At 65.4% G+C, this 18731-nt stretch carries 17 protein-coding genes; 9 read left to right on the plus strand and 8 right to left on the minus strand.

Going from position 1 to position 18731, the window contains the following annotated elements:
- Nucleotides 1-32: 32 nt before the first annotated feature.
- A complete protein-coding gene (locus Ga0080574_RS08460; protein ID WP_076697060.1) occupies nt 33-2321 on the minus strand; it encodes a right-handed parallel beta-helix repeat-containing protein in 2289 nt (762 codons plus the stop codon).
- A 153-nt stretch (nt 2322-2474) separates the two neighbouring features.
- Here Ga0080574_RS08460 and Ga0080574_RS08465 point away from each other — a divergent pair, with 153 nt between their 5' ends.
- Entirely contained in the window at nt 2475-3353 is an 879-nt protein-coding gene (locus Ga0080574_RS08465; RefSeq protein ID WP_076697064.1) for a CHAD domain-containing protein, read from the plus strand.
- Here the strand turns inward: Ga0080574_RS08465 and Ga0080574_RS08470 are convergent.
- Together Ga0080574_RS08470 and Ga0080574_RS08475 are read right to left on the minus strand one after the other, a co-directional pair.
- The gene (locus Ga0080574_RS08470; RefSeq protein WP_076697067.1) at nt 3350-3757 is read right to left on the minus strand and encodes a DUF4864 domain-containing protein; all 408 of its coding nucleotides are present in this window, start codon (nt 3755-3757) and stop codon (nt 3350-3352) included. The two genes, Ga0080574_RS08465 and Ga0080574_RS08470, sit on opposite strands and share 4 nt — an antisense overlap.
- Before the next feature lie 60 nt (nt 3758-3817).
- Complete coding sequence (locus Ga0080574_RS08475; RefSeq protein ID WP_076697071.1) at nt 3818-5395, minus strand: lysine--tRNA ligase; 1578 nt, start codon at nt 5393-5395, stop codon at nt 3818-3820.
- Nucleotides 5396-5516: 121 nt separating this feature from the next.
- On the opposite strand from Ga0080574_RS08475, the gene Ga0080574_RS08480 reads away from it, so the two are divergent.
- Nucleotides 5517-5942, plus strand: a complete 426-nt coding sequence (locus Ga0080574_RS08480) for a tellurite resistance TerB family protein (protein WP_076697075.1) — start codon at nt 5517-5519, stop codon at nt 5940-5942.
- Between the two features lie 7 nt (nt 5943-5949).
- Here the strand turns inward: Ga0080574_RS08480 and dacB are convergent, their stop codons facing one another.
- The 3 genes from dacB to Ga0080574_RS08495 all read right to left on the minus strand — a co-directional run bounded on the left by dacB (nt 5950) and on the right by Ga0080574_RS08495 (nt 10663).
- A complete protein-coding gene (gene dacB, locus Ga0080574_RS08485; protein ID WP_076697079.1) occupies nt 5950-7449 on the minus strand; it encodes a D-alanyl-D-alanine carboxypeptidase/D-alanyl-D-alanine endopeptidase in 1500 nt (499 codons plus the stop codon).
- A gap of 65 nt (nt 7450-7514) precedes the next feature.
- Nucleotides 7515-8129, minus strand: coding sequence for a nicotinate-nucleotide adenylyltransferase (locus Ga0080574_RS08490; protein WP_076697083.1), 615 nt, complete (start codon nt 8127-8129; stop codon nt 7515-7517).
- 155 nt (nt 8130-8284) lie between these two features.
- On the minus strand, nt 8285-10663 hold the full coding sequence (locus Ga0080574_RS08495; protein WP_198039786.1) for a methyl-accepting chemotaxis protein: 2379 nt from the start codon (nt 10661-10663) through the stop codon (nt 8285-8287).
- Nucleotides 10664-10842: 179 nt separating this feature from the next.
- Here Ga0080574_RS08495 and ettA point away from each other — a divergent pair, with 179 nt between their 5' ends.
- Both ettA and Ga0080574_RS08505 read left to right on the plus strand, forming a co-directional pair.
- Nucleotides 10843-12498 carry an energy-dependent translational throttle protein EttA gene (ettA, locus tag Ga0080574_RS08500; protein WP_076697086.1) on the plus strand — a complete coding sequence of 552 codons (1656 nt, stop codon included), beginning with the start codon at nt 10843-10845 and terminating at the stop codon, nt 12496-12498.
- Nucleotides 12499-13190: 692 nt separating this feature from the next.
- Complete coding sequence (locus Ga0080574_RS08505; RefSeq protein WP_076697089.1) at nt 13191-13397, plus strand: cold-shock protein; 207 nt, start codon at nt 13191-13193, stop codon at nt 13395-13397.
- A 60-nt stretch (nt 13398-13457) separates the two neighbouring features.
- Here Ga0080574_RS08505 and Ga0080574_RS08510 read toward each other — a convergent pair whose 3' ends face one another.
- Nucleotides 13458-13661 carry a YgaP family membrane protein gene (locus Ga0080574_RS08510; RefSeq protein WP_076697093.1) on the minus strand — a complete coding sequence of 68 codons (204 nt, stop codon included), beginning with the start codon at nt 13659-13661 and terminating at the stop codon, nt 13458-13460.
- A 166-nt stretch (nt 13662-13827) separates the two neighbouring features.
- Between Ga0080574_RS08510 and Ga0080574_RS08515 the strand changes: the two genes are divergently transcribed.
- The gene (locus Ga0080574_RS08515; protein ID WP_076697097.1) at nt 13828-15006 is read left to right on the plus strand and encodes a geranylgeranyl reductase family protein; all 1179 of its coding nucleotides are present in this window, start codon (nt 13828-13830) and stop codon (nt 15004-15006) included.
- Here Ga0080574_RS08515 and Ga0080574_RS08520 read toward each other — a convergent pair.
- Nucleotides 14960-15565: a CDP-alcohol phosphatidyltransferase family protein gene (locus Ga0080574_RS08520; protein WP_076697101.1), complete on the minus strand. Its 606-nt coding sequence runs from the start codon at nt 15563-15565 to the stop codon at nt 14960-14962. The two genes, Ga0080574_RS08515 and Ga0080574_RS08520, sit on opposite strands and share 47 nt — an antisense overlap.
- Before the next feature lie 84 nt (nt 15566-15649).
- Here Ga0080574_RS08520 and Ga0080574_RS08525 point away from each other — a divergent pair, with 84 nt between their 5' ends.
- The 4 genes from Ga0080574_RS08525 (at nt 15650) to modC (ending at nt 18668) form a co-directional block, all read left to right on the plus strand.
- Nucleotides 15650-16024 carry a winged helix-turn-helix domain-containing protein gene (locus tag Ga0080574_RS08525; protein ID WP_380658976.1) on the plus strand — a complete coding sequence of 125 codons (375 nt, stop codon included), beginning with the start codon at nt 15650-15652 and terminating at the stop codon, nt 16022-16024.
- Nucleotides 16025-16089: 65 nt separating this feature from the next.
- On the plus strand, nt 16090-16875 hold the full coding sequence (modA, locus tag Ga0080574_RS08530) for a molybdate ABC transporter substrate-binding protein (protein WP_076697109.1): 786 nt from the start codon (nt 16090-16092) through the stop codon (nt 16873-16875).
- A gap of 9 nt (nt 16876-16884) precedes the next feature.
- Nucleotides 16885-17577: a molybdate ABC transporter permease subunit gene (gene modB, locus Ga0080574_RS08535; RefSeq protein WP_076697113.1), complete on the plus strand. Its 693-nt coding sequence runs from the start codon at nt 16885-16887 to the stop codon at nt 17575-17577.
- A complete protein-coding gene (gene modC / locus Ga0080574_RS08540; protein WP_076697117.1) occupies nt 17574-18668 on the plus strand; it encodes a molybdenum ABC transporter ATP-binding protein in 1095 nt (364 codons plus the stop codon). Before modB ends, modC begins: the two co-directional genes overlap by 4 nt.
- The last annotated feature ends 63 nt before the right edge of the window (nt 18669-18731 follow it).

Consider the following 18731-nt stretch of genomic DNA (forward strand, 5'->3'; position numbering starts at 1 on the left):
TGCAACGCGGTCGGTCCCCGGCGGGACGCGGGCTAGTAGTCCATGCGCACCAGCATCGTCAGGTCGCCACGGATCGGCTCTGGCCAAATAGCATGCACCTGATCCTGCCCGCTGCCCTCGCGCGTCGAGGTGTAGGGCATGACATACTGGCTGATATTGCTGCTGTTTCGTGGCCGCGAGCGCAGGGCGAGGCCCGGCACATCGATCGCGTAACCGCCAAAGGGCAGCCGCCCCGCTGTCTCGACCACCCAGGTTTGAGCATGCGTCGTCTGATCATGCTTGACCATCAGCGGATTCTCGGCGCCGTACGACACGTTGAGATAGGTGTTGCCCGACACGGCAATGCTGCGCATCGACGACAAATCCAGCGGCGCAAACGAGGTATCGACCCGTTCGGCACGATTGATCGTCCCCCCCACCGACCGGAACAGATTGCCGGTGATCGTCAGCCCATTGACGCGATGATTCTGGCCGTAGGGCTTGACCACCACGAACGAGAACCACTCGGCCACGTTCGAACACAGACAGACATTGTTGGTCACCGACAGCCCTGCAAACCCGAACCCGGCAATGAAATCTGGCTCCGGCTCACGCTCGTTGGTCCACTCCACAAAACAGTTGTCGATGTAGTTGCCCGTCACCACCGTGTTGCACGCCTTCAGGCACAGCACGATCCCGGCGCTGCGCGTGCCGTTGCCGCTGTCGTCGCCCTGAAAAAAGTGATTGTTGGCGATTATCCCGTTGGCGCCGGAAACGACGGCGAAATGCCGGAACTGCGAGGCACGGTTGTTGCGGATCTTCACATCGTTGGCGTTGGTGTTGATTGCCACCGAGCTGCGGTTCTGCGTCGCGAGCCCACCCTCGGCGCTGATGAACTGGTTGTGATCCACCAGAAGACCTTGACAGCCTTCGCCGATCGAGGTGATGCCGCGATCCGCAGGCCGATTGAAGACGCAGTTGCGGATCACGTTCACCGGCCCCGAGGGCGCCAGCATCACGCCGCTCGCGAGCTCGGAACACTGAAACTCCACATCCTCGATCTCGAATTTCTGAAGCTGGGTAAAGCCGCTGAAATCGAGCAGATACTTGAACCGCGTAAAGGTATAGGTCTGAGTACCCACCGCGTCGGAAAGCGGCTGCGACAGGGTCAGCGTCTGGGCGCCGATATTGACCGATTTCACATAGATCTCGCGCCCGACCCCAGCAGCTTCGACAAGGCTGCCGACCTCGATATTCGCGATATTGGCGACATTGGTCAGCTGCCAGTGGTTGCTCGTGGAATAGGTTGCGACGCTGGTCACGCTCTCGCTGCTCCAGTTTCCGCCGCTCAGGGCGCGCAGCTGCCCGTTGCGCAACACCCTGCGCTGCGCGTAGGTGTCGCGGTTGTTGACTGCCGCTTGCACATCGAGCGGTTCGTTCAGCGACACGCGCCGCCCGGCGAGATCGAAGCTCTCGTGATCGGCATTGTTCATGAGCGACTGAAGACCCTTCTTCAGCGCCTGCTCCTCGTCGCCGCCGAACGCATCCACATAGGTCGGCAGCCCGAAATCCTTGGTCAGCGACAGGATCGCGCTGTCCGGCATCACAAGGCTGCCCTCGAACTCCACATGATGTTCGAGCGTCACCGAACTCGCCAGCCGGTAGCTCCCCGCCGAAACCAGGATCTTGCGTCCATCTGCCGCCGCATCCGCCGCTTCGAACGCCGCGCTGTCATCGGTCGTGCCGTCGCCGAGCGCGCCGTAATCGCGCACATCGACCCAGTTCATCATGTCGCGCAGGAAAACGCTTGTGATGTCCTCGATGACGATATCGTCGATCCGCACCACACCGCCATTTGGTCCGGTCAGGTCGAGCCCGAAATGCCCGTAGCTCGGCTCGGTGCCCCAGATCATGTCGACGCCATTGCGCGAGCCGCCGCCGACAATCGCGGTCACCTCGACCACCTCGCCATAGGAGGTAAGCTGCACCGTGTCGCCGGTGGTATCGAGCCCGGTCACCTGGCTGCCATTGTCGCGCCCCGCCCAGCCGGCGATGCGCACCGCCGGCATCACGCCAGAGATTGCCTTGACCCGCGCCGTCACCCGCAGATAGCAGCCCGGCAGGATCGGCGTGTCACCCATATAGCGCAGCTTCTGCGTGCCCTCTGTCTTCTGGATCTCCAGACAGCCGGCAAAATCCGCATCCGCCGGAACATAGGCAGCCGTGGCCAGACCGTCATAGGTGTCCGAACCGGGCGTCCCGTCCCCGCGCGACCATACGTCCAACCCCTCAGAAAAAGGTGTGGGCATGAATACCACACCATCCGTCACCGCCTTGTTCATCCGTTCGATCCTTTGCTGCTGCATCGATTCCGGAGTCGCGGCAGATTGCCGGTGTTTGACCCCGCGCAAACAGCAAGTATCAACGATGTGTTAAGAGGAACTGGGGCCACCGTGACGGTCCCCACTGCACCAACGCAACAGCCGGAGCGTGCCATGGCCTACCGGATTCTGACCTCCGACCCGTCCCTCACCGCCGCCCTGCGCCGGATCGCGGGCGAGCAGTTGAGCGCCGCCATCGCCGAGACCAAACGCCCGGTGGCCGAGGCCGACGAGGCGATCCACAACATCCGCAAGCATTGCAAGAAACTGCGCGGCCTCTACCGGCTGATGCGCTCGGGCTTCCCGGATTATGCCGCGGAAAACGCCGCCGCGCGGGATGCCGCGCGCATGTCTTCCTCGCTGCGCGATGCGGGCGTGTTGCTGAAGACCTTCGACGCGCTGCTCGCCGATACCGACCCCGGGCCTTACGCCCCGCTGCGCGCGGCGCTTGGCGGGCAGACACGGGAGACGCTGGCGCCGGAAGAGATAGAGATGGCGCTCAAACAACAGCGCAAGGCGTTGAAAGCCATCCGCAAACGCAGCCGCCACTGGTCCCTGAAAGGCGACACCAACGACATCCTCATGACCGGTCTGTCAAAGACCTGGCGCCGCGCCGCCGAAGACATGGAGGCGGCGCGTGTCGGCGCCGATGCCGAGGCGTTTCACGACTGGCGCAAACGCGTAAAATATCACTGGTATCATAGCCGTCTGCTGCAAGGTTTCTGGCCCCGCCCGATCCGCGCCCACAGAGATCAGATCAAGGCACTCTCCGAGCTCCTGGGCAAATATCAGGATCTCTCGGTTTTTCTCGACCGGCTCGACCGCGAAGATCTGCCCGACACCGCCGAAGACCTGCGCCGCCGCGCCCTCGCCCGCCGCGACACGCTGGCCTATGAAAGCCGCACACTTGCCGCCCCGCTCTTCGAAGGGGGTGCAGAAACCCTCCCGAAAGAGTGGTCAAAACACTGGAAACGCTGGGCAAAGAAACACTAGACCGCCGGGTCTGGCGCCGGCGCCATCTTCACGCCCGAGATGCGCCAGAAGCCCTCGATCTGCTCCATACGGTAATCCAGCGCGTGCGTGGCGCCCGCTGCGTCCCGCACATAGACGCGCTGCCAGATCTCGCCGTTCTCATCCTCCGACAGCGCCCCAAAGCGCACATCCTCCGGATGCCAGACCATCGGATAGCCCTCTTCGACCATCCGCCCGAAAGTCTCCGGCGTCTCAAACAGCTGCTGGATGCCCGGGCTGGCGAACGTGTAGGCCGTACTCACGTCACCGGACAGGAAGGCATCCATCTGCCGCCGGATCACAGTCTCGATCTCGGCCCCGTCGCGCGCCGCCGCGGGCAAGGCAAAGACCAGTCCCATCACAATGCCAATGACAGCGTTCCGCATGGCGCCACCTCCTGATTATTCACGGAGATAGCGCCCGCGTTTACCCGGTCAAACCGGTGCTCAGCCCAGCTCGCCCGCGAGGCCCTTTTCGATCAGCGTCACGGTCTCGGCAACGCCGTAAAGCGCGATGAACCCGCCGAAACGCGGCCCCTGGCTCTGGCCCAGCAGCACCTCGTAAAGCGCCTTGAACCAATCGCGCAGGTTTTCGAACCCGTGATCCTTGCCCACGGAGAACACCAGCGTCTGAAGCTCCTCATCCGCGACCGCGCCGTCGTAGTCACGCAGCCGCTGCGCCAGATCCTCCATCGCCGCGCGCTCCTGCTCTGCCGGCGCCCGGTAGGATTTCGTCGGCTTCACGAAGTCGTTGTAATAGCGCACCGCATAGCCGGCGGCGGCGTCCATGTCGGGGTGGCTCGCCGGGGTCGCGTCGGGCGCGTAGCGGCGGATAAAGCCCCACATCGCATCCTTGTGCTCGGCCCCCGCCGCCGAGGCCAGGTTCAGCAGCATCGAGAAGGACACCACCATCTTCGATTCCGGCACGTCTCCGCCATGGATGTGCCAGACCGGGTTGTTCAGTTGCCCCTTGGCATCCTGCCCGGGGAAGGCGCGCAACTGCTGGTGATATTCGTCCATCGCCTTGGGGATGACGTCCCACCACAGGCGCTTGGCGGTCTTGGGCTTCTGATACATGAAATAGGACAGCGACTCGGTGCTGGCATAGGTCAGCCACTCGTCGATCGACAGCCCGTTGCCCTTCGATTTCGAGATCTTCTGCCCCTGATCGTCAAGGAAGAGCTCATAGGTGAAATGCTCCGGCGGGCGCACACCCAGCGTCCGGCAGATGCCGTCATAGATCGGCGTGTTGGTCGAGTGATCCTTGCCGTACATCTCGAAATCGACGCCCAGCGCCGCCCAGCGCGCGCCGAAATCGGGCTTCCATTGCAGCTTCACATTGCCGCCGGTGACCGGCAGCGTGTACTCGACACCGTCATCGTCGTCGAAGGTGATCGTGCCGTTCGCCGCATCCACATGCTTCACCGGCACATAGAGCACACGGCCCGTTTCGGGATGGATCGGCAGAAAGATCGAATAGGTCTGCTGACGCTCTTCTCGCAGCGATTTCAGCATGATCTTCATCAGATCGTCGTATTTCTCGACGCAGCGCAGCAGGATCTCGTCGAACTGCCCGGTCTTGTAGAACTCCGTCGCCGAATAGAATTCGTACTCGAACCCGAAGGTGTCGAGGAACCGCCGCAGCATGGCGTTGTTGTGGTGGCCGAAGCTCTCGAACTCCTCGAACGGGTCGGGCACGCTGGTCAGCGGCCGTTGCAGATTGGCCTGCAACAGGTTCTGGTTCGGCACGTTTTCCGGCACCTTGCGCATGCCGTCCATGTCGTCGGAGAAACAGATGAGCCGCGTCGGGATATCCGAGATCAACTCGAAGGCGCGGCGGATCATCGTCGTGCGCGCGACCTCGCCAAAGGTGCCGATATGCGGCAGGCCCGAGGGACCGTAACCGGTCTCGAACAGCACATAGCCCTTCTCTGGCGGTTTCTTTTCGTAGCGTTTCAGGACGCGGCGCGCCTCTTCAAAGGGCCAGGCCTTCGAGCTCATCGCAGCTTCGCGCAGATCGGACATTCCGAAACACTCCATGGGGTAACGCCCCTTCACAGCCGGGGCAGATGCGCCCGCGTCCTATTGCAGACGGGGTGCGGGGTCAATAAATTGCCGGCAACCCGAGGATTTAGAAAGAGCCACCGTGACCCAAGCCTCTCCGCATCCGCTGACGTCGCAAGATTGCCTCGTGGCGCTCATGATCGCCGTATCAGCGTCCGACCAGAACCTGCGCACCGCCGAGTTGGTCAAGATCGAATCCTCGGTCAATATGCTGCCGATCTTTGCCGATTACGATATCGACCGGATCCGCACCATGTCGCAGATGGTGTTCGAACTGTTCGAGCAGGAAGACGGGCTCGACGCGCTGTTCGGCCTCATTCGCGACAACCTGCCGGAGCGGCTGTTCGAAACCGCTTATGCGCTGGCCTGCGACGTGGCCGCCGCCGATGGCACGCTGCGCGAAGAGGAGCTGCGGCTGCTCGAGGAAATCCGCTACGAGCTGGATATCGACCGGCTGCACGCCGCGGCGATCGAGCGTGGCGCCCGCGCCCGGCACCTCTCGGCCTGAGCCGCCCTCACGCCTCCGACAGCACCGCCCAGCGCTCGATCAGCCCCTGCTGGAGCGTCTTGGCGCGCACGTTCCACGACCGCGCACCCTCGGGACGCTCGCGCTGCGCCCGGGTGAGCGAGGCGCGGCGGTCCAGATCGCCGCAAAAGATCGCAAAGACCAGCTCCGAGCCGTCCGGCAGATCGGCAAAGCCCGCCAACCCGCTGACGAAATTCAGCGTGCCGGTCTTGGCATGAACCTTGACCGGGTGGTTCTCGATGATCCGGCGCTTGTTGTCGCGCATCGGAAAGCTCTTGAGCAGCGGCTTCAGCCCGATGCGCTGCCGGATCTCCAGCAGCGCCTTGGCCATGTCCGCCGAGGCGATGCGGCTCTGGTCTCCCAGGCCGGAGTGATCGACCAGCGCCACATGGGTGAGCCCCAGCGTTTCGCGCGCCCAGAGGTTCATCGCCTCCGCCGACTCGCGCAACGATGCCACCTGCCCCAGCCGGGCCCGGGTCGCCGTCTGGCCCACCGACTCGGCGGTCAGGTTGGTCGACCATTTCAGCATGTCGCGCAGCACCACTCTCAGCGGCGCACTCTCGCGGCTGGCCAGCACCGCGCCCTCCGGGCAGTTCTCCACCACCTGCGGCGCCGGTAGCTTGATCCCTTTGGACGCGCTCAGCGCCTGCAGCACCTCGCCGGCGTAGAGTTCGGGCTTGCGCACCGGCAGCCAGCGTGCGCCGCCATTGCCCAGCGCGCCGCGCGCCACCGTCCATTCGTCGCGCGCGCCGGCGTCATGATATGTATAAACGGGCATGTCGCGCGCCACCACGCCCATGCTTGCCATGCGCACCGTCGGGCGCAGGGAGGCGGATCGCGCATCCATGCTGACCTGATAGCTGTCACCGCCGCGATGCCATTCGAAATGCACACGGTTGAAATTCAGGTTCAGCCCCGACACCGCAGGGCTGTAGCCCACATGTTCGGGCTGCGCCGGGTCGATTGAGCGCGTGTAGGGCAAGGCGCTGCCGCAGACCAGGAACTTGCCGCGCAGACCCTTGATGCCCTTTTCCGCCAGCATCGCGACCAACTCGCCAAGACCGTCGGTGTCGAGTGTCGGGTCGCCGCCGCCGAGCAGGATCAGATCGCCCTGCACCATCCCTTCCGATACGCCGCCGGTCGCGACGATCTCGGTTTTGAACCTGTAGGCGGGCCCGAGCGTGTCCAGCGCATAGGAGGCGGTCAGCGCCTTGGCGACGCTGGCCGGCGGCAGTCCGGTATCCGCCGCATGCGCCTCCAGCAGTGCGCCGGTCTTGAGATCGATCGCCGAAAAGCTCACCTGCCCGTCGAGCCGGGCGGCGGCGATCAGCTCCTCCGCTGTCTTGAGGTTGCGCAGGCTCAGATCTTCGCCGCGCGCCACCGGTCTCAGCGACTGCGTGGGCGCATTGGCCAGGGCGGGCGATGCCGCCGTGAAGCCCGCCGCCGCGACCGAAGTCAGAAATCCACGCCTTGAAATCCGTTGCGTCATGGCGCCGATCTAACCGAAGCGCCACGCTCTCGACAAGCGGCAGGATGCCACCTGACGATCACATTTCATCCGCGCCCCGCGCGGACGCGGCGCAGCTCGGTGGAGCTGAGATCGACCATCGGCACATTCACAAAGCACCAGGCCGGCGGCGCCGAACGCGCCAGCAACGGCGCGGCACGGGCCGGCAGGCGCGCGTGCCGGTAGACATCCGCCGCGACCGAACCTCGCGCCGCCATCCGGCTGCCCGGGCGCGCCAGAACACCCACGGGCATCTGCCCCATGATCTGATGCCAGTCGTCCCAGCGGTGAAGCTGCGCCAGATTGTCGGCGCCCATCAGCCAGACGAAGCGCACACCGGGAAAGCCCTGGCGCAGCGATTTCAGCGTGCGGGCGGTGTGGCGGGTGCCGGCGAGACGCTCGAAATCGCTGACGATCACCCTGGGGTGTCGCATGATCCGCCTCGCCGCCGCCATGCGCTCGGGCAAGGGCGCGGGGCCGCGCGGCTTCAGCGGATTTCCCGGGCTGACAAGCCAGATCACCCGGTCGAGCCGAAAACGCCGCAGCGCCTCAAGCGTGATATGCACATGGCCGGCATGGGGCGGATCGAAGGATCCCCCCAACAGCCCGACTGTCTGCCCGGCCACCAGCCGGAACCCCGTCTCATGCGCATTCCAAAGCATCGCGCGCCTTCCCGTTCGAACGGAAGCCACCAGACACCGGAACGACCTCTGAGTTCAACTGAAAAGGCGAGCACCGCCAGCCGGTTATCGAGACCCTGGCTGCAATGCCGGTCACGCCGGACAGGGGGTGGGCCCCGCGACCGCCCGCAGACGTTTCAGAAATCCTCCCACATCGCGTCGCCTCCACCGCCAGCGGCGGCGGCGCGGGCGGGCGGCGGCAGAGCGGCCGGCTCGGCTTCCTCTGGCACTGTCCATGCCGCTTCGTCCATCGCCACCGGCAGGGCCTCCGGAACCCGCAATGCCTGGAAATCGCCGGTCTCGAACCGCGCAACCACCCTCCGCAGCTCCGCTGCCTTTTGCAAAAGCGCCCGGCCTGCATCGGCGCTTTCCCCGACCATCGCCGCATTTTTCTGGGTGACATCGTCCAGGATGGACATGCCCGAGCTGATCTCCGTCAGGCCAGTCGCCTGCTCCGAGGCGCCGGCGGCAATATCCTGCACCTGGGTCGAGATGCCGGTGATTTCGCCCAGAATGGTCTCGATCGAGCGACCGAGCTCGGAGACCAGCTTGACCCCGTTGCTCACATTGTCGTTCGACCGCTTGATCAGATCGCGGATCTCGGCGGCACTGTCGGAGGAGCGCTGCGCCAGCGCCCGCACCTCCGAGGCGACCACGGCAAAGCCGCGCCCGACCTCGCCCGCCCGCGCCGCCTCGACCCCGGCATTCAGCGCCAAGAGGTTGGTCTGGAAAGCGATATCCTCCATCACGCGGATGATCTGGCCGATCTGTTTGGAGGATTCCTCAAGGCTCGACATGGCGGCAACGGCATCGCCGCGCACCACTTCGCCACGCTCCGCTTCGGTGCGCGCCGAATGCACCGCGTGGACGATGGCATTGGCGCCTTCCGAGGTCGATTTCACATTGCCGGTGATCTCTTCCACGGCGGCGGCCGTCTGCTCCAGCGTCGCCGCCTGGTTCTCCGTGCGCCGCGATAGCTGGTCGATATTCTCGCTCAGCCCGTCTACGTCCTCGCCGATCTGCTCGGCACTGTCATGCAGCTCCTGAACGATGCCGGTCAGCGAATCGACCGTCGCGTTGAAATCGGCACGCAGCTGCTCGTATTCCGGGTCCATCGGATCATCGATCCGGCAGCGCAGGCTGCCCGATGCGAGGCTGGACAGCGCATGGCTCAAACGCTCGACCACCTCGCGCTGGGTTTTCTGCACCTCGTTCTGCCTTGATGAGGCTGCCCGACCGGCGGCAAGCTCGGCCTTGAACCGGTCGAGCGCGCGCGCGATGTCGCCCAGCTCGTCACCGGTCTTGGTCTGGTTCACAAGCGTGTCGAAATCGCCTCCGGACATGCTCTCTACGCTTTTGGACAGGAGCGAGATACGCTTGGTCAGCAGCCGCGCCACGAAGAAGGACAACCCCGACACCATCACCGCAACCGCCGCCAGTTGCAGCAGCGTGAGCACCAGCAGGTGGCGCTCCGGCGCCAGCGCCTCGGCCCGATCCTGCTCGACGACGAACCCCCAGTCAGAACCGGCGAACCGCCCCGTACTCGTCAGGGCGATGACCTTCGTCCCGCCAATGCCGGTGACGTTGTTGAATACCGCCTCTTCCGCAGAGCTCGCCGCCTGGATCTGCGGCAGCGCCGGCAACGGGTCGAGGACTTCGTACGACGTGTCCCCGCTCACATCGCTCAGCGCATGTCCGCTGGCATTGACCGCATAGACTTTTCCGGTCTCGCCGAGCAGCTCCGAGCCCGCCAGCGTTCGCACGATCTGCCCGATGGGGATTTGCAGCACGACCACACCGATACGTGTGCCGCTGTCGTCAAACACCGGCGTCGCGGCGAATTTCGCCGCTGCACCCGCGCTCGGGGCATAGCTGCCGAATGCGGTGAAGCTCACCTCTCCCTCGGGCGCGGCGGCGGCGGCGCGAAATGCCTCGCCAAGCCCGCTTTCCGCATAGGGGCCATCGAGCAGGTTCGTGGCGAAATCCGCTTCCTTGAAGACGGTATAGACGAGGTTGCCCTGGAGATCGAAAAGGAACAGATCGTAGTAATCGCGCTGCCGCTGAAAGTTGCGGAACCCGCGGTGGTAAATTCCATGGACCTGCGACCATGCCGATCCGTCGCCAGCCTGAAGCAGCTCGTCCTTCTCTCCCACCGGATGCGGGTTGTCGTCGATATAGGCCGCCGAAAGATAACCACTTGGATCCGCCCCGAGCAGCAGCCAGTTGCGCGCGAAAAGCGGCAGCGCGTTGCGCACCGCCTCACTGCCGGCGAGATCGCGCAGGTCGGTCTCCGCGCGGGACAACCACTCCTCCAGCGCGTTTTCACGATCCTCCAGCATGTTGCGGAACGCCTTCTCGCGCTGCGCACCCAGCTCGATCCGTGCCTCGATATAGCTGACACCGACCACCGCCACCATCAGCAGGATCGTCGGCACACCGATCAGGATCGGCATTTTCCACTTCAGCTGCATCCGTTTCCAGCGGCTGCGGCGAAACTTGCGCTTGGGCTCGGTCAAAGCGGCACTCCTGACAGCAGGCCCGGGCGGACCATGAAACCTTTGGACAGCACATGACCCGCAAAGCTTTACGATCCGCTTAAGACACCTGGAGCTTCCTGCGCCGTCCGGCCCGGCAGACCTTTGCATTCCCCCGCCGTGGTGCGATACAGACCCCGAAGATTTCGCCGGAGGACCGCATGGCCAGCTATCAATACGTCTATCACATGGATGGGGTGTCTAAGACCTATCCCGGCGGCAAGAAGTGCTTTGAAAACATCCGCCTGAGCTTTCTGCCCGGGGTGAAGATCGGTGTCGTCGGCGTCAACGGCGCCGGTAAGTCGACGCTGATGCGAATCATGGCCGGAATCGACAAGGATTTCACCGGCGAGGCCTGGGCCGCCGAGGGCGCCAAGGTCGGCTATCTGCCGCAGGAGCCGCATCTCGACCCGGATCTCACGGTGCGCGAGAACGTCATGCTGGGCGTTGCCGAGAAGAAGGGCAAGCTCGACCGGTTCAACGAGCTGGCGATGAATTACAGCGACGAGACCGCCGAGGAGATGGCGCAGCTTCAGGACGAGATCGACAGTCAGGATCTCTGGGATCTCGACAGCCAGATCGACGTCGCCATGGAGGCGCTGCGCTGCCCGGCGGACGATGCCGACGTGACCACGCTTTCGGGGGGCGAACGCCGCCGGGTGGCGCTCTGCAAGCTGCTGCTCGAAGCGCCCGACATGCTGCTGCTCGACGAACCGACCAACCACCTCGACGCCGAGACCATCGCCTGGCTTCAGAACCACCTGATCGAGTACAAGGGCACGATCCTGATCGTCACCCACGACCGCTATTTCCTCGACGCGATCACCGGCTGGATCCTGGAGCTCGACCGCGGCCGCGGCATCCCCTACGAGGGCAACTATTCCTCCTGGCTGGAGCAGAAGGCCAAGCGGCTGGAGCAGGAGGCCCGCGAGGACAAGGCCAAGCAGAAGACGCTGGAGCGCGAACTGGAATGGATGCGGCAGGGCGCCAAGGCGCGTCAGGCGAAATCCAAGGCGCGGATTCAGGCCTATGAGAAACTCGCCGACCAGTCCGAGCGCGAAAAGATCGGCAAGGCGCAGATCATCATCCCCAACGGTCAGCGGCTGGGCAGCAAGGTGATCGAGGTCGAGCACCTGTCGAAACATATGGGCGACAAGCAGCTCATCGAGGATCTGAGCTTCTCGCTGCCGCCGGGTGGCATCGTCGGCGTCATCGGCCCCAACGGTGCGGGCAAATCGACTCTGTTCAAGATGTTGACCGGGCAGGAAAAACCCGATGCCGGCGAGATTTCGCTCGGCGACACGGTGCAGCTCGCCTATGTCGACCAGGCGCGCGACGATCTCGACGCGGACGCGAATGTCTGGGAAGCGATCTCGGGCGGCGCCGAGATCATCCAGCTGGGCGACGCGCAGATGAACTCCCGTGCCTATTGCGGCGCGTTCAATTTCAAGGGCGGCGACCAGCAGAAGAAGGTGGGGCTGCTCTCGGGCGGCGAGCGCAACCGCGTGCATATGGCACGGCTGCTCAAGGAAGGCGGCAACGTCATCCTGCTCGACGAACCGACCAACGATCTCGACGTGGAAACGCTGCGCGCGCTCGAAGACGCGCTCGTGGATTTCGCCGGCTGTGCGGTGGTGATCTCGCACGACCGCTTCTTCCTCGACCGGATCTGCACGCATATCCTCGCCTTCGAGGGCGACGCGCATGTGGAATGGTTCGAAGGCAACTTCGAGGATTACGAGGAAGACAAGAAACGCCGCCTCGGCGCCGACGCGCTGGAGCCGAAACGGGTGAAGTTCAAGAAATTCACCCGGTGACAAGGGTCTCGTAGGGTGGGCTCCCAACCCACCCTACGGCCAGCGCCCCTGACGGATATCGCGATGTACCGAGGAATAGGGCCAGGCTTCGGGCGGCGCGCATTTGCGCAACATCGTCTGCCAGGGCATTTCGACGCACGCACGCTACTGCGTTCCTCTCGTCAGTCTGCACCGCTTTCAGCCGCACGAATTCCGAAAACCGCGCCTTGATCGCGCCCCAACGGTCGGAACAGTTCGAGTCTCCCTCAGGTCGTGTCCAGACCGCGTGCGTATGGTCCGGCAGCACCACCCAGGCGTCGCTCCCAAACGGGCGCCTTGCCCGCGTCCCCTTCACCGCGTCGCACAGACCTCGATCTCGTCGATCAGCAACGCGCCCCCGCGCTGCGCCAGGCAGACGGTGAAAAGACGGTCGCGCCGGCGATATTCGGACGTCTGTACAAGGACATGGCAACAGCATCGGAACGAATGGTTAGGGAAGGCAGGATGACCCGAAAGAAGGCAAGGGAATGCCAACGTTCCCAAAACCCCTTGCCGGAATCAGCCCTCTCTGCCATACATTTCGCCGCAGACGTTACCACTATCGACCTACCTGTCTCCTTCACCGGCAGCAGCGCAACCGATACTGCACTGACGACATGCCGGGCCGCAGCACTCACGCGTGCGGCAAGACAGACAGAGAAGGGTTATTACCCATGGCAACTGGTACCGTGAAGTGGTTCAACACCACCAAAGGTTACGGCTTCATCGCTCCCGAGGGCGGCTCCAAGGACGTGTTCGTGCACATCTCCGCCGTCGAGCGTTCGGGCCTCACCGGCCTCCAGGACAACCAGAAGGTGTCCTACGAGCTTCAGGCCGGCCGTGACGGCCGCGAAAGCGCCGTGAATATCGAACTGCTCTGATCCGCAGCGGTCAGACCAGCGAAAGGCGCGCCCGCAAGAGCGCGCCTTTTTTCTTGCGCCTCAATGAAAGGCGCAGCCAGCTTTCACCCCAAGCGCGCGAAAAATCATCGCCGCCGGACAGAACCCGGTGAAGGCCGCCTGAAGCATGTTCAGGCCGATGAACACCGTGAACCAGATCCAGTAGGGCGAGACCCAGGCGGTCAGCACCACGCTCAGCAGGATCATCACCCCCGCAAACGCCATCACCGCACGATCGAGCGTCATTTCTCTTCTCCTGTAGAGATCCGCAGGCAGACCCGTTCCGCCGCGTTCCATGCGGGAAAATACCCCTAGGTCAAAACAAGTTCAATGTTTGGAATATTTATTCCGCATTGCCGGAAGCCCCGCTTCGCCACATGATCATTGTGTAAGAGTGTGACGCGGAGCCCGGATGCAGACCCGTTTCGACCTGATCGTGCTCGGCGCCGGCCCCGCCGGTGCCACCGCCGCGCTTGTGGCCGCACGAGCCGGACTGCGCGTCGCTTTGATCGACAGGGCAGTCTTTCCCCGCGACAAGCTCTGCGGCGGGCTGATCACCGGGCGCTGTCTGAGCCATCTGGCGGCACTCTCCGCCCTGCCCCCGCCCGACATGCTCACCCGTCACGACCGGCTGGTCTTCTACCGGGACGGCGCGCCGCTGGGCGAGATGACCGACAGCCCGACGCTGCACCTGACCACGCGGCTCTCGCTCGACCATCACCTGCTGGCGCTCGCGTTGGAGGCCGGGGCGGCGGATCTCACCGGCACGCGGCTGCGCGAGATCGGCGCGGGACAGGTCACGCTGGAAAACGGCACGCTGCTGACGTTCTCCGCGCTGATCGGCGCGGACGGGGTGCAAAGCATCGTCGCCCGGCATCTCTTCGGCGCGGCCTTCGACAAGGCGAAGATCGGCTTCGCGCTCGAGACCGAGGCCCCGCCGGCACCGCACGATCCGATCCGCATTGATTTCGGCGCCGCGCACTGGGGCTATGGCTGGCGCTTTCCGAAACCGGGAAGCACCACGATCGGCATCGGCGGGCTGCATGCGCGCAATCCGCAGATGCGCGCCGATATGATGCGCTATCTTTCCGAGCTCGGCGCCCCAAAGGCGCTCCGTATCAAGGGCCATTTCCTGCCCTTCGGCGATTTCCGCCGGATACCCGGGTGCGGCGCAATCCTGCTGGCCGGCGATGCGGCGGGGCTGGTGGATCCGATCACCGGAGAGGGCATCGGCCACGCGATCCTCAGCGGTCGCCTTGCCGCCAAAGCGGTCACGGAGGCCCTCGCCGCCGGCGCGCCCGAGAGTGCCCTGCGCCGCTACCGCCACGCGCTTGGCCCGCTGCACCGGGGGCTACATCATGCCAACCTCTTGCGGCCTCTGATCTTTTCCGACCAAACGAGCCCGTATTTCGCCCGGCTTTTTCATGACTCCACCACCGCACGACAGCGCTACATGGCGCTTCTGGCCGGCGAGATCGAGTATCCGGAGCTCCTCCTGCTCACCCTGCGCCGCCTGCCCCTGCGCCTGCTGCGCGGCGTCCGGATCAGCCGAAGAGCCGCCAGCCCGCCAGCCAGCGGGTCAGGGTCGTGACGAAACAGGCTGCCGCAAAGACCAGCGCCAGCGCCGGAAAGGCGCCGGGAAACAGACACATGACCACAAAGAGCGCGATGGTCTCGCCGCCCTCGGTCAGCCCGCCGAGATAATAGATGCCCTTGGTGGGATAAGCTTCGGCCCGGATGCCGCGCCGCTCGGCGATCACCGAAAAGGCGAGAAAGGACGAGCCGGTGCCGACAAAGCTCGCCACGAGGATCAGCGCCGGCACCGCGTTGGCCGCCGGATCGGCCAGCCCAAACCCCACCGGGAAAAGCGCGTAAAAGACGAAATCCAGCGCGATATCGAGAAAGGCGCCCCGGTCGGTCGGCCCCGCCAGCCGCGCCACCTCGCCGTCGAGCCCGTCGGCCAGCCGGTTCGCCGCCAGCCCGGCCAGCGCCAGCCCGAAGAGCCCGAACGCGCCCGCCAGCACCGCCAGCAGCCCGCAGGCAAAGCCCGCCAGCGTGATCGCATCGGCCCCGATGCCAAGCCTGTGCAGCGCCCGCGCCGGCCCGTGCAGCAGACGCCGCTGAAGCGGCAGCAGTTTCGCGTCGAACATCTCCGGCCCTCCCGTTCCGGCAACTCAAACCTCCCGCGCTTGCAAGCGCAAGCGCGATCCCCGACACTCCGCGCCATGAGCGCCATGTCCCAGCCCCCCGACCCCGAAATCCGCCTGCGCCTGCGCATCCTGTTCGGCGACAGCGCCATGCTCGGCCCCGGCAAGGCGGATCTGCTGGAACTGATCCAGCAGACCGGCTCCATCGCAGCGGCAGGGCGGGCCATGTCGATGAGCTACAAGCGCGCCTGGAGCCTCGTCGAGGAAATGAACCGTGCCTTCCGTGCGCCCCTGGTGGAACGGACGCGCGGCGGCAGCAAAGGCGGCGGGGCGCATCTTTCCGAGACCGGGTTGCAGGTGCTCGACCATTACCGCCGCTTCGAGACCGCCGCCGCCACGGCGGGCGCCGAGGAGATCGCGGCACTGCAATCGCTGCTCGCCGATATTCCCGACGGGAAATAACGCTTGCCATCGCGATGTTGGCACGCGATATGTTTCGTAAAACATATCAAACCGGAGGGTTATCCATGTCCGCTGTTTTCCCCGCTCCCGTTCTGCGCGGCGCCACCGCCGCCATCGCCCTCACCACTCTGATCGCCGGTGCTGCCCAGGCCGATGACGTCACCGTCTTCGCCGCGGCGAGCATGAAGAACGCCATGGACGAGGTCGCGGAATGCTACGGCGAAGAGACCGGCAACAATGCCGTGGTCTCGCTGGCCGGCTCCTCGTCGCTGGCGCGGCAGATCCAGGCGGGCGCACCGGCGGATGTGTTCATCTCCGCCAATGTCGGCTGGATGGACACCCTGGAAGAAGAGGGCCTGATCGACGCCGAAAGCCGCACCGACCTGCTGGGCAATGCCATCGTGCTAATCGCCCATGATGCCGGCGCCACGCCGGTCGAGATCGCCCCCGACCTGCCGCTTGCCGACATGCTGGGCGAGGACAGGCTGGCCATGGCGCTGGTCGACGCGGTGCCCGCCGGCATCTACGGCAAGGCGGCGCTCGAGTCGCTGGAGCTCTGGGACAGTGTCGCGCCGAAGGTGGCGCAGGCCGACAATGTGCGCGCCGCGCTGGCGCTGGTGGCCACCGGCGAGGCGCCCATGGGCATCGTCTATGCCACCGACGCGGCGGCAGAACCCGATGTCACCGTGCTGGGCACCTTTCCCGAAGACAGCCACCCGCCCATCGTCTACCCGGCGGCCGTGCTTGCCGAGAGCGACAACCCCGTCGCGGCGGAGTTTCTCGATTACCTTCAGGGGCCGGTTGCGCGCGCCGCGTTTGAGCGGCAGGGTTTCACCGTCCTGACGGAGTAACCGCCCGCAATGTTTCAGCTCAGCCCGGAGGAATGGCAGGCCGTTGCGCTGTCGCTGCGCGTGGCGCTCTGGGCGACGCTGGCGGCGCTGCCCCTCGGCATCTTCATCGCCTTCGCGCTGGCGCGCTGGGAGTTTCCCGGCAAACAGCTCCTCAACGGGCTGGTGCATCTGCCGCTGATCCTGCCGCCGGTGGTCACCGGCTACATGCTGCTGCTGACCTTCGGCACGCGCGGCCCGATCGGCGCGCCGCTGAAGGAGATCGGCATCGTCTTCGCCTTTCGCTGGTCCGGCGCGGCGCTGGCGGCGGGGATCATGGCCTTTCCGCTCATGGTCCGCGCCATCCGCCTCTCGATCGAGGCGGTGGACCCCAAACTGGAACAGGCCGGCGCCACGCTCGGCGCCTCGCGGCTCTGGGTCTTTGCCACGGTGACGCTGCCGCTGATCCTGCCCGGCATCCTCGCCGGCGCCATCCTCGCCTTTGCCAAGGCCATGGGCGAATTCGGCGCCACCATCACCTTTGTCTCCAACATCCCCGGCCAGACCCAGACCCTGCCCTCGGCGATCTACGCCTTCCTCCAGGTGCCCGGCGGCGAGGCCTCGGCGCTGCGGCTGGTCGTCGTCTCGGTGGCCATCGCCATGACGGCGCTCATGCTGTCCGAGATCCTGTCGCGCAAGATCGCCAAACGGGTGGCCGGCACATGAGCCTCGACGTCGCCATCCGGCACAGCTTCGGTACCTTCTCGCTCGACATCGCCTTCGAGGCGCCGCCCGGGCTGACGGTGCTCTTCGGGCGCTCGGGCTCGGGCAAGACCACCATCATCAACGCGGTGGCCGGGCTCTTCCGCCCCGATGTCGGACGCATCGCCATCGGCGAGCGGGCGCTTTTCGACAGCGCGCAGCGGATCTGGCTGCCGCCGCACAAGCGCAGGCTCGGCTATATCTTTCAGGATGCCCGCCTCTTTCCGCATCTGACGGTGCGGCAAAACCTGCTCTACGGGCGCTGGTTCGCCCCGAAATCAGGCCCGCAGGAGCCGCTCGACAACGTGGTCGAGATGCTGGGCATCGGGCCGCTGCTGGCGCGCCGCCCCGGTGGCCTGTCGGGCGGCGAGCGGCAGCGCGTCGCCATCGGTCGCGCGCTGCTTGCCAATCCCCGCCTGATCCTCGCCGACGAGCCGCTGGCGGCGCTCGACGAGGCGCGCAAGGCAGAGATCCTGCCCTATTTCGAGCGACTGCGCGACGAGACCTCGGTGCCCATCCTCTATGTCAGCCACGCCCCCGCCGAGGTGGCGCGGCTCGCGACCTCGGTCGTGGCCCTCCAGAATGGCACCGTCGCGCGGCAGGGCCCGGCCACCGAAGTGCTGGGCGACCCTGCGGTCACGCCGCTGGGCGCCGGCGCGGCAGGCGCGGTGCTGGAGGCACGGGTCGCCGCGCATCACCCCGACGGTCTTAGCGAGCTTGCGGCGGGAGATCTGCGCCTGCTGGTCCCGCATGTGGAACGCGCGCCGGGCACGCCGCTGCGGGTGCATGTGGAGGCGCAGGACGTGATGCTCGCCACCCGGCGGCCCGAGGGGATCTCGGCGCTCAACGTGCTGCCGGCCACCGTCACCGCCCTGCGGCTGGGCGAAGGTCCGGGCGCGCTGGTGCAGCTCGACGCGGGCGGCAATGTGGTCCTCTCGCGGGTGACGCGCCGATCGGTGGCGGCGCTGGATCTGCGCGAGGGGCAGCAGCTTTACGCGGTGCTGAAAGCGGTCTCGGTTGCCAAGGACGGGATCGCCGGAACCGGCCCGGGCTAACCCCGCGCAACCCCGCCACCGGCAACAAGACGCCGCACTGCGGCATTCGGTCTTGCACGCGGA

It is taken from the genome of Salipiger abyssi, assembly GCF_001975705.1.
In the GTDB taxonomy this organism is placed as follows: Bacteria; Pseudomonadota; Alphaproteobacteria; order Rhodobacterales; family Rhodobacteraceae; genus Salipiger; species Salipiger abyssi.